This window comes from Paenalcaligenes niemegkensis (assembly GCF_022230885.1).
Classification (GTDB): domain Bacteria; phylum Pseudomonadota; class Gammaproteobacteria; order Burkholderiales; family Burkholderiaceae_B; genus Paenalcaligenes; species Paenalcaligenes niemegkensis.
On record NZ_JAKGCT010000004.1, the window covers coordinates 967,503 to 978,775 of the forward strand.

An 11,273-nucleotide genomic window follows, 5' to 3' on the forward strand; every position below is an offset into this window, starting at 1 on the left:
AGGTTACAGGGACGTTACCCTTTACTTGGTACAGATCTGTTGTTGAGCAGCCGCCAAATACCGGTATAAGTTTCGTACGATAACAGCGGTTGCTCCCCAGATAAAATGGTCTTGCCAGCGTACTGAGAAATATAGTCGGCTGTTTCCGCCGGCTAAAGAAACTTTATGCAGGTGGAAGTTTCGGGGATTCATCAACACGGTCAGGGGCACCTCGAACACCGCTTCAACCTCGTCGGGCGATGGGTGAATTTCGTAGCCCTCATGAATCAGCCCCACAATTGGGCACATAGCGAATAAGGTGGAACTTAGAAAAATGGGTTGCTGCCCCAAAGGTTCTATATATTGGGCGGCAATACCTACCTCTTCGTAGGTCTCTCGCACGGCGGCATCAGTAGGGTTGGCGTCTGCAGCGTCGATGCGCCCTCCGGGAAAGCTCACTTGCCCGGCATGATCAACAAGATGTTGTGCCCGTTTGGTAAAAAGCATTGAAAGCCCTGAACTGCGCTGCAATAAGCCCATGAATACAGCCGAGGGCACTGATTGTGGCGACTGCTCGAAGCTATGCACAAAGGAGCTCTCAAAAACAGGTTCAACTTGCCAGTCAATGAGGGCACTGAATGCCTGGCGAATAAAATCAGTTTGGATTGCGTAATGCTCAAGCGCAGGCAATGACTCCAGGGCCATGACAGGCTGACTTTCGGGATTAAAGCCCTGTGATGCGATCTGACGCTTTGACGCAGGCAAAATTGGCGACGACATAGTAGTGAACTAAATAAAAAGGCACTCTGATAGAGTGCCTTTAATACTACTACGTATTTTACTAAAAGATTATTTAGCTACGTTTTTACGCACCAACTTTTCTTTAATACGTGCAGATTTACCCGAACGCTCACGCAAGTAGTAAAGTTTGGCACGACGAACTGCACCACGGCGTTTTACTTCAATCGTGGCAATCTGGGGAGAATACAGTTGGAAAGTACGCTCAACTGCTTCGCCTGAAGAAATTTTGCGAACGATGAACGACGAGTTCAAACCACGGTTACGACGGCCAATTACAACGCCTTCGTATGCCTGAACACGCTTACGTGCACCTTCAACAACGTTTACATTAACCACGACAGTATCACCTGGACCGAAGTCTGGATGAGGCTGACCGTTAGTTAGACGCTGGATTTCTTCCTGCTCTAAAATATCTATTAAATTCACAACTGGCTCCAAAGCATCTTGACTGGGTATTTATTAAAAATGGCCAAATGCCTACACTGGCTTCCTGACGCTACCGATAAAGGCCTGAGGCCTAAAAATACCAGTAGCGCAAAAGTTCGTATTTACCCATCAGAGGATGAACCAAGCATTCTAACACTAAGTCTGGCTGTATCGCAGCAATAAACCATAAAAACGCAGCTAAAAAGACGCATTCCAAACTTTTTCACACTTAATTCCGTATTTGGCATTTACAGTCGATTTACACAGCAGGCCTGCACGGTTTTATCGGCATACAGAATCGACTCGTTCTCCGATGATCACAAAAAGGAAGGCAAACATGCACGGCGAGTATAAAGTTCCTGGTGGGAAACTAGTGGTTATAGACTTCAATATTGTCAATCACACCCTTGACGATGTACAGCTGAGCGGCGACTTCTTTTAGAGCCGCCTCAAACCATTGATCTTATTAATCAGGCATTAACCGGATTATCAACAGAAAGCAGCGAGCAAACCATTGCCGCTGAGGTTCAGGCAGCCTTACCAGCAGACGCTGAGCTGTTTGGCTTCGACGCCCAGGCTATTGCCGTGGTAATACGGAGAGCATTGGCATGACGCGTACCCAATGGCACGACTACAACTGGCAATACATACATGAGTCCCCCCAAGACCCTGCCCTGCATATGGCTCTGGACCAGGTCATTACTGATGAGGTCAGTGCTGGCATACGGCCACCTACTCTGCGCATGTGGGAGTGGTCGAAATCGGCAGTTATCATTGGACGTTTCCAATCTTTAAAAAACGAAGTCGACCCCATAGGGGCCGCAACACATGGCATTCAGGTTGTGCGTCGAATCAGTGGCGGCGGAGCGATGTTCCTGGAGCCTGGTAACGGCATTACCTACTCGATTTCAGCACCACTGTCGCTAATCAGAGGCATGAGCTTTCAGGAGTCGTACAAGCTGCTAGACAGCTGGGTGGTAACCTCACTGATAAAACTGGGAATTAACGCCTGGTACCAGCCCTTAAATGACATTAGCAGCCAAGCTGGAAAAATTGGTGGCGCTGCTCAGGCCAGACGCGGCAAGGCCGTTTTACATCACACCATGCTGGCTTACGACATGGACGCTGACAAAATGCTGGAGGTGTTGCGTATCAGTAAAGAAAAGCTGTCAGACAAAGGAACAAGCAGCGCGAAAAAACGAGTGGACCCATTACGCAGCCAAACGGGCTTAAGCCGCGACCATATCATCAATGCACTGGTTAGCGAATTCGCCCAGCTGACAATGCTAACGCCAGCAGCAATAGGCGATGAAACGCTTGAGAAAGCCCATGCCTTAGTGAAGGAACGTTTTCATACTGAAGCATGGACGGGCTTGGTACCCTAACACCGACTTATAAGCCCCCCAACGCGCCCAACCACATAACAGTTGGTATTGAAGCCCCCATACCACGACCACCACGATGTCCAATAACTTTTCGCGGTTGGACGGCGTGGATCGACTTTTTTGATGTTTGTTTTTTTCCGCTTGCCTGCATCGCCAGCAAGGCATCGGAACGACAATGCGTCGAAACATGTGAACGTTGCTGCTCGCGGTAGGTAGTGAAGGACATGGCTTTCTCCAATGCTGTTTATTTATACAGCACTGTATAAGAAAACAGCTTTTTACACAAGAATGCGTGTCAGTGAGGTCAGATTAAAACCACAAAAAAGCCCCTGATATCTACTGATTTCAGGGGCTTTTTTGTACTCCGGAGCAACTTATTTATTGGGTTGCGGCGTAATTCTCAGGTAAGAGCGTATCTCGGTATAGCCTTTAGGAAACTTCTGCTTTAAAACCTCAGGGTCGGTCAGCGAAGGCACAATAATAACGTCTTGACCATCTTCCCAGTTGACTGGTGTTGCCACACTGTGGCTGTCAGTCAGCTGCAAGGAATCGATAACCCGCAGGATCTCGTTAAAGTTACGGCCTGTGCTGGCGGGATAGGTAATAATCAAGCGTATTTTTTTGGCCGGATCGATAATAAAAACAGATCTCACCGTTACCGTTGTACTGGCATTCGGGTGAATCATATCGTAGAGGTCAGCAACCTTACGATCTTTATCCGCCAATATTGGAAAGTCGACAGCAGTGCCCTGGGTATCGTTAATGTCTTCGATCCATTTCTGATGTGACTCGTTATCATCAACAGAAACCGCAATAACTTTGACGCCACGTCTGGCAAATTCGTCGCTCAGCTTTGCGGTGTAGCCAAGTTCAGTTGTACATACCGGTGTGAAATCGGCAGGATGCGAAAACAGCACACCCCAGCTATCACCCAGGAATTCGTGGAATTTGATTTTTCCCTTTGAAGATTCTTGTTCAAAATCGGGGGCGATATCGCCTAAACGTAATGTTGCCATGATTGCTCCGTACGATGATTAGCCTTAATGGGGTTCAACGTATGACCCATGCCATACGCCGAACAATATGTAAATATTCTCCCAGCATGAAGATGCCAACGCAAATAGCTTGTCGTTATTTACTTATTGCACGTGGAGCTGTGCAGCATAATGCTCCAGGCTGATGCCAGATTCAATCGTATCTGCATAAGCTGCAGCACGAGGAAGTACTCCCGCTGCATAAAACACCGCAGTCGCTACTTTTTGCTTCTCAAAGCGCGCTGATTGCCCACTATCTGGCCCGGTACACACCAATGCTGCTCGTGCTAACTGCCATCCTGCCAGTACCGTACCGGTCAGCATCAGCAGAGGAGCACTGCCATAAAAAATTGCCCGCAGCTGCTGTTTTGCATGGGTCAGAGTAAATGCAATACCCCGCTCATAGGCCTGGATTGCGTCTTCCAGACGCATTGCGATCAACTTAAGGCCGGCTGCATCTTCTGAGCCGCCCGCTGCTTGCTTTCTGAGTTCAGCAAGAGTGTCGCGCATGCTTTGGGCAAGGCTGTAGGCTACTTTCCCGCCATCACGCAATACCTTCCTGCCGACAAAGTCATTGGCCTGAATCGCGGTAGTACCTTCATAAATAGTCAGGATACGAGCGTCGCGATAATGTTGAGCCGCACCAGTTTCTTCAATGTAGCCCATTCCGCCATGTACCTGTATACCTAATGAGGTAACTTCAATAGACATTTCAGTGGAAAAGGCCTTAACTACGGGGACCAGAAACTCGTAAAGTGCCTTGGCCTGTGTACGCAGCTCGACCTCAGGATGCCCACGGGACATGTCGTTGGCTACTGCTGCCCAATAAGCCACAGCTCGTGACCCTTCGGTAAGACCTTTCATGGTTTGCAGCATTCGATCCACATCGGGATGCCTGGCAATGGCAACGGGCCCATCAGAACCTTCGATATCCTGGCCTTGCAATCGATCATGGGCATAGTGGTTCGCAAGCTGAAACGCACGTTCAGCCACCGCAATACCTTGAATACCGACTGCATAGCGCGCAGCATTCATCATGATAAACATATACTGCAAGCCAAGATTCTCTTCGCCCACCAGGTAGGCAACTGCACCTTCGCCCACCTCGCCTTTTCCAGCCCCATAAAGCAAGACAGCTGTGGGGCTTCCATGTATGCCCAGCTTGTGCTCGATAGAGGCGCACCACACATCGTTGCGCTTGCCTATCGTCCCGTCGTCATCCGCTAAATACTTGGGCACTAAAAACAGCGAAATACCTTTTACCCCCTTGGGAGCGTCAGGGGTGCGCGCCAGCACCAAATGAATGATGTTTTCGGCCAGATCGTGTTCGCCAAAGGTGATGAATATTTTCTGGCCTTTAATTCGGTAACTGCCATCGTCCTGAGGTGTAGCACGAGCACTTACCAAAGCCAGATCAGATCCGGCCTGGGGTTCGGTGAGATTCATCGTTCCTGTCCAGCGCCCTTCTATCAGTCGAGGAATATATTTTTTCTGTTGCTCGGATGAACCCACGGTGGCTAAAGCCTCGATTACGCCATCGGTTAGTAATGGACACAAGGAAAACGCCAGGCTCGCAGCATTGATGTTTTCGCTGACTACCGCACCCAGCACTTTAGGCAAGCCCTGGCCACCATGCTCCGGCTCGTGCAGCAGGCCCTGCCACCCCCCTTCGGCAAATGCCGAGAAGGCCTCTTTATAGCCGTGGGTCGTGACGACCTCTCCATTTTTCCAATGCGCGCCCTGTACATCGGCTTTGCCATTGAGCGGCGCTACAACCTCTTGTACAAACCGGGCGTTCTCATCAAGCACGGCATCAATCAGATCTTGCGAAAGTTCGGTATTGGCCGGCAACTGCAGTACTGAATTCAAGTCAGCTAAATTGCGTAAGATGAAATCAATATCTTCACGCGGGACGCGATAAGTCATACAGCCTCCGAGAAAAGCAAAAAAGAATGTCTACAACCTCACAGAGCAGCTTTGGCGCAATAACGATCTGCTCACAAGAGTTAAAAAACCTGCGTGGCTGGATGCGACGCAGGTTCTTGGCTTATAAAGCGTTGGTCAGTTCGGGTAATACATCGAACAGATCTGCCACTAGGCCATAATCGGCAACCCCAAATATGGGAGCCTCTGGGTCTTTGTTAATTGCCACAATCACTTTGGAGTCTTTCATGCCTGCCAAATGCTGAATGGCTCCGGATACTCCAAAAGCCAGGTACAACTGAGGCGCCACAATTTTTCCTGTTTGTCCTACTTGCCAGTCGTTCGGTGCGTAGCCAGCATCCACAGCAGCCCGCGATGCACCTAAAGCGGCGCCCAGCTTATCAGCCAGGGGTTCAAGCAACTTAAAGTTTTCTGCATTGCCCAAACCACGCCCGCCAGTCACCACTACAGCGGCTCCGCTTAGCTCAGGACGGTCGCTATGCGCTACCTCGCGGCCTACAAAACGTGAGGAGCCTGCATCGGCCACCGCGGCAATGGACTCTACCGCTGCGTTGCCGCCCTCTGCTGCCTGAGGGTCAAAAGCGGTAGTGCGTACCGTAATGACTTTTTGAGCGTCCGACGACTCGACTGTTGCAATGGCGTTCCCCGCATAGATAGGGCGCTTGAACGTATCAGCAGACACGATAGCAATGATGTCGGAGATTTGAGCCACGTCGAGCTTGGCAGCAACTCGCGGCGCTACGTTCTTGCCTGCTGACGTTGCAGGAAACAAAATATGGCTGTAATTGGACGCTATGCCCAGCACTTGCGCACACATGTTTTCCGCCAGTCCATTAGCGAGACTTTCGCCATCGGCATGTAATACCTTGCTGACGCCTGCAACAGCACCAGCAGCCTGAGCCACTGCCTGCGCCCCTGACCCGGCCACCAGTACATGGATGTCATCACCCAATTGTGTTGCCGCGGCGACGGTATTCAGGGTGGCGGAATTAAGCAGTTGATTATCGTGTTCAGCAATTACTAAAATAGACATCCTAGATCACCTTTGCTTCGTTTTTGAGTTTTTCGACCAGTGTTGCCACATCAGGAACAATAATGCCCGCTGAGCGTTGGGGCGGCTCTTCGACCTTCAAGGTTTTAAGACGAGGCGTCACGTCTACACCGGCTTCTTCAGGCGTAATGACTTCGAGCGGCTTTTTCTTGGCACGCATGATATTGGGCAGCGTGACATAGCGGGGTTCGTTCAAGCGCAGATCCGTCGTGACCACAGCGGGCAATGCAAGTGAAATGGTTTCAAGGCCGCCATCAACTTCGCGTGTGACCTCGACACGATCACCATTAACCTCGACCTTGCTGGCGAAGGTAGCTTGCGGCCAGTCTAGCAGCGCAGCCAGCATTTGCCCCGTCTGATTGGCATCGTCGTCAATAGCCTGCTTACCCAGGATCACCAGTTGAGGCTGTTCTTTATCAACCACGGCTTTCAGCAGCTTGGCCACTGCCAAAGGCTGCAGTTCGGCGTCGGTTTGCACCAGAACCGAACGATCGGCGCCAATGGCCATTGCCGTGCGCAGGGTTTCCTGGCACGAGGCAGTACCGCAAGAAACCGCGATGACTTCGCTGACGACACTGTTTTCTTTTAAGCGTATTGCCTCTTCTACCGCAATTTCGTCAAATGGGTTCATGGACATTTTAACGTTTGCGATATCAACATTACTTTGATCAGACTTAACGCGTACTTTTACGTTGAAATCAACAACGCGTTTGACGGGTACCAAGACTTTCATCCGGCTATCTCCAAAACACTTTAAAAAACGGCTTAATTTTTATCAGAGGCTAAGTGTAAACATAATGCGCCCGGTTAACTTCACTTTTGCCAAAAACCAGCACAAACACTAAGTGCTCATGGACATGGCCTTAATATGGGCAACCACACTTCGCCCCAGGGACGGACAGTCATATCCGCCTTCAAGCATACTAAGCACACGCCCCTGAGTGCTACTTAAGCAACTTTGCATTACCTGTGTGGTGATCCATTCAAAGTCGGACTCCACCAGCTCGAGCTGACCCATTGCGTCATTATAATGCGCATCAAAACCTGCCGAAAAAAACAGCATGTCAGGGGCAAACTCATGCAAACGCCCAAGCCAATGCTGTTCGACAAGCTGTAAAACGTGTGCAGCAGTGCTATGGGCGACTACAGGTATATTTACCATGTTTTGTGCCTGAGGTTCATGAGCGCCCCCGGAAAAAATGGATCTTGATAGAAGCCGCACATTAATACCCGTTCATCGCCCGCAAAAATGTCTTCGCTGCCGTTTCCATGATGCACATCGAAATCGACCAAGGCAACGCGCTTGAGCTTGTAGACATCTAAAGCGTAAGCCATCGCCACCGCTATATTATTGAAGAAGCAGAAACCCATTGCGCGCTGCTGACTCGCGTGATGCCCGGGTGGTCGGACGGCGCAAAAAACCGAACGCGCTCGTCCTTGCATTAAAGCGTCAACGCCCACCAGGCCTGCGCCTGCTGCAAAGCTTGCAGCTTCCAGCGTATGTTCATTTAGAATGGTGTCTGCATCAATGCTGCTGTAACCAGTGGCGGGTGCTTTCTGTCGTAAGCAAGACAGGTGCTTCGCACTATGCACGCGCAGCAAATCAGTATCTAGCGCCTGACGCGCCTGTTCGGTTTGCAAGTGCGCTAACAAGCCATCTGCCGATAGTTGGTTCTGAATGGCATCAAGACGCTCTGGCGACTCAGGATGCCCAAAACCCATTTCATGCAGATGGAACGACGGATGAGTAATTAATAGTGTCTCCATAAGGATGAATTATGTTCAAACCTGCGCGCATTTTGCAAGCTGGGCTCTTATCTTTTTTTATAGCCGGATGCGCTGCGACGCAAACACCCCCGCTTTAGGTCCCGAACAGTCTTCAGACGCAAACGATACTCCGGCCCTGACCGAGGCCCTCGCCATTGCGGGCGGAGACTCTCGCGCCGGGCGCACTACCTACCATACGGCCGACGGCAATTTAAGCCCCTGGCTACAGGATTGGGCACATGAAGTCGCAAACACACGCAACATACCCCTTGCCACTGTTGAGGACTTACTTCTGAAGGTCGAGTACAACCCCACTGCCGCTCGTCTGATGGCTCCGTCTAAAGGCAGGATCAAGCGCAGCTGGGTGACCTACAAAAATCGCTTTGTCGACCCCATCCGCATACGCTCTGGCATAGAGTTCTGGAAACAGCATCGTCTGGCACTTGAGCAGGCGGAGAAACAATACGGAGTCCCAGCCTCAGTAATCGTAGCAATTATCGGCGTAGAAACAGTCTACGGCCGGCAGACGGGTGATTTCAAAGTTCTGGATGCATTGGCCACACTCGGGTTTTCATACCCCGATAACAGCCGGCCCGAGCGGGGTGAGCTATTCAGAAACCAACTGGCAGATCTTATCGACCTGCACCATCAGAACAAGCTTGATGCTCGCGCCGCTTACGGTTCGTATGCCGGCGCCATGGGACTGCCGCAGTTCATGCCAGGCAGCCTGATGCGCTATGCTGTCGATGGTGATAACGACAAAAAAATCGACCTTTATAACTCCATGCCCGACATTGTGACCTCAGTGGCCAATTTCCTGATCATGCATGGCTGGCAACCCGAACTGCCCATCTTTGCCAATACGACGCTACCTGCTGCGCCCGAGCAATTTGTGGACGGAGGCCTTGAAGCCAAGTTAAGTTTTGCCGATCTTCACGCTGAGGGGGCACGGCTCAGGACCACCGATAAACAACCGTGGCAAAAACGCCCCCTGGGGGTAATTAATCTTGTTGATGAGCCCAGAGGCACAGTGGAGTACCGGGTCGCTACCGAAAACTTCTATGCCATCACACAATATAATCGCAGCTATTTTTATGCCGCTTCAGTCGCAGACCTTGCCGCTGAGCTAAGTGAGCGTATGGGAAAAAGCACGCCCTAGCGCAAGGCCCCGCTACCAGTCTTAAGACAGGCTGGTAGCGAATAGCTCAAGGAACGGTTAATTAAACACACCCGTAGATAAATAACGATCTCCGCGATCACACACAATAAATACGATTGTGGCGTTCTCTACGGTTGCAGCAACTCGCAATGCGGCTACCAGAGCCCCACCCGATGAAATGCCGGCAAATATCCCTTCTTTTGCCGCCATGTCCCGGGCTGCGTTCTCTGCCTCGAGCTGAGTAATCGGCTCGAACTGATTGATCTCTGCAGGATGATAGATTGCAGGCTGATAAGCTTCAGGCCACTTGCGTATACCCGGGATTTGCGCCCCTTCGGCAGGCTGCGCCCCCACGATAACCACATCAGGCTTTTGACGCCGCAGATAAGAACCCACCCCCATGATGGTTCCGGTAGTGCCCATGGCGCTAATAAAATGTGTCACACGCCCGCAGGTCTGTGTCCAGATTTCAGGGCCTGTACTCTGTATATGCGCCTGTGGGTTATCAGCGTTAGCGAACTGATCCAACACAATACCTTCGCCATCAGCCTGCATTTTCAGTGCCAGGTCACGAGCGTACTCCATGCCTCCCGAAGACGCCGGCGTCAGAATAAGCGTCGCCCCGTAAGCCGTCATGGAAGCACGCCGTTCAACCGAAAGGTTGTCCGGCATGATTAAGGTCATCTTGTAGCCGCGAACAGCGGCAATCATTGCAAGGGCAATGCCCGTATTTCCGCTGGTAGCCTCGATTAATGTGTCTCCAGGTTTTATAAGTCCGCGCTCTTCCGCGTGCCTGATCATTGAGCTTGCTGCCCTGTCTTTAACCGAACCCGCGGGATTGTTCCCCTCGAGTTTGGCCAGAATGACATTACCGCGCTGCTCGGTAAGTTCAGGAGAAAGTCGTTGCAAACGCACTAGTGGAGTCGAACCAATAGTGTCTTCGATAGTTGGATATGCATTCATAACGAAAATAATAAACTGGAGCCCATAGAGTTGCCACCGCTATTTGCCACACAAGTACCTGTGTACGCATAACGGAACCAGAAATACTACTCTACTATTACTTTCAGTTATTTTGAACTCAATTTTCTTGCAAAAACCAGGGTTTTACACCGACTTTCATCGCAGGCACCACGCCCTCGTCCAGCGGATATGAATGTGGCGTGGCGTTCTGAGTTACTTTGATTTAGAAACCACAGGCTTTTTAGCAGATGCATTCGCCACGGGCGCAGCCTTGCCTTTGGCTGGAGCGGAGACCTTCAAACCTTCCCTAAGCAAGCCGGATAGCTTCTTGGGCCCCAGCCCCTTCACTCGCTCACCGAGGTCTTGTGCGTCGTCAAAAGGGCCTCCCCGCTCACGTTCCTCAACGATCAACGCCGCAGTTTTGGGGCCAATTCCTTTGAGCGACTGCAATTGGATAACATCAGCCGTGTTTAACTCTATTGCACCCGCGCTCCCTGCTACGGCTAACCCGCAGAAGGCCACTACCAGCCTCAACCACAATGAACGGCTTCTGGCCTCTTGCCTAAATAAGTGAGGTGACTGCCTGAAATCGTTGCGATAAATCCGAAGAGGGACTGTGTGATACGGCGTATATCGCAGCGCTTCAGGCGCTGAAGTGGTCGGCAACGGTGATGATGACAGCAATGGTGATGCAGCGGTTGACCACACCGCGCCGCAACCGCTCAAAGGCTTTGCCAATACCGAGTGGGTAAAGGGGTTCATAA

General features: G+C 51.0%; 11 protein-coding genes and 1 pseudogene. 2 read left to right on the forward strand and 10 right to left on the reverse strand.

Annotation, left to right across the window (positions count from 1 at the left end; translation table 11 throughout):
- Positions 1-21 precede the first annotated feature (21 nt).
- Both L1889_RS08660 and rplS read right to left on the reverse strand, forming a co-directional pair.
- Complete coding sequence (locus tag L1889_RS08660) at positions 22-759, reverse strand: NUDIX hydrolase (protein WP_238664799.1); 738 nt, start codon at positions 757-759, stop codon at positions 22-24.
- Positions 760-828: 69 nt separating this feature from the next.
- Positions 829-1,206: a 50S ribosomal protein L19 gene (gene rplS / locus L1889_RS08665; protein ID WP_308217616.1), complete on the reverse strand. Its 378-nt coding sequence runs from the start codon at positions 1,204-1,206 to the stop codon at positions 829-831.
- Positions 1,207-1,814: 608 nt separating this feature from the next.
- On the opposite strand from rplS, the gene L1889_RS08670 reads away from it, so the two are divergent.
- Positions 1,815-2,591, forward strand: a complete 777-nt coding sequence (locus L1889_RS08670) for a lipoate--protein ligase family protein (RefSeq protein ID WP_238664800.1) — start codon at positions 1,815-1,817, stop codon at positions 2,589-2,591.
- Between the two features lie 7 nt (positions 2,592-2,598).
- Here the strand turns inward: L1889_RS08670 and L1889_RS08675 are convergent, their stop codons facing one another.
- From L1889_RS08675 to L1889_RS08700, 6 genes and pseudogenes are all read right to left on the reverse strand, one after another.
- Complete coding sequence (locus L1889_RS08675; RefSeq protein ID WP_238664801.1) at positions 2,599-2,817, reverse strand: hypothetical protein; 219 nt, start codon at positions 2,815-2,817, stop codon at positions 2,599-2,601.
- A 148-nt stretch (positions 2,818-2,965) separates the two neighbouring features.
- On the reverse strand, positions 2,966-3,607 hold the full coding sequence (locus tag L1889_RS08680; protein WP_238664802.1) for a peroxiredoxin: 642 nt from the start codon (positions 3,605-3,607) through the stop codon (positions 2,966-2,968).
- A 123-nt stretch (positions 3,608-3,730) separates the two neighbouring features.
- Positions 3,731-5,551, reverse strand: coding sequence for an acyl-CoA dehydrogenase (locus tag L1889_RS08685; RefSeq protein ID WP_238664803.1), 1,821 nt, complete (start codon positions 5,549-5,551; stop codon positions 3,731-3,733).
- A 121-nt stretch (positions 5,552-5,672) separates the two neighbouring features.
- Positions 5,673-6,602, reverse strand: a complete 930-nt coding sequence (locus L1889_RS08690; RefSeq protein ID WP_238664804.1) for an electron transfer flavoprotein subunit alpha/FixB family protein — start codon at positions 6,600-6,602, stop codon at positions 5,673-5,675.
- A gap of 1 nt (position 6,603) precedes the next feature.
- Complete coding sequence (locus L1889_RS08695) at positions 6,604-7,353, reverse strand: electron transfer flavoprotein subunit beta/FixA family protein (RefSeq protein ID WP_238664805.1); 750 nt, start codon at positions 7,351-7,353, stop codon at positions 6,604-6,606.
- Between the two features lie 108 nt (positions 7,354-7,461).
- A pseudogene (locus tag L1889_RS08700) lies at positions 7,462-8,387 on the reverse strand (histone deacetylase family protein).
- A gap of 67 nt (positions 8,388-8,454) precedes the next feature.
- Between L1889_RS08700 and mltB the strand changes: the two are divergent.
- Complete coding sequence (mltB, locus tag L1889_RS08705) at positions 8,455-9,546, forward strand: lytic murein transglycosylase B (protein WP_238664806.1); 1,092 nt, start codon at positions 8,455-8,457, stop codon at positions 9,544-9,546.
- Between the two features lie 57 nt (positions 9,547-9,603).
- On the opposite strand, the gene cysM is transcribed toward mltB, so the two are convergent.
- Together cysM and L1889_RS08715 are read right to left on the reverse strand one after the other, a co-directional pair.
- The gene (cysM, locus tag L1889_RS08710) at positions 9,604-10,509 is read right to left on the reverse strand and encodes a cysteine synthase CysM (protein WP_238664807.1); all 906 of its coding nucleotides are present in this window, start codon (positions 10,507-10,509) and stop codon (positions 9,604-9,606) included.
- 213 nt (positions 10,510-10,722) lie between these two features.
- Entirely contained in the window at positions 10,723-11,271 is a 549-nt protein-coding gene (locus L1889_RS08715) for a ComEA family DNA-binding protein (RefSeq protein ID WP_238664808.1), read from the reverse strand.
- Positions 11,272-11,273: the final 2 nt, after the last annotated feature.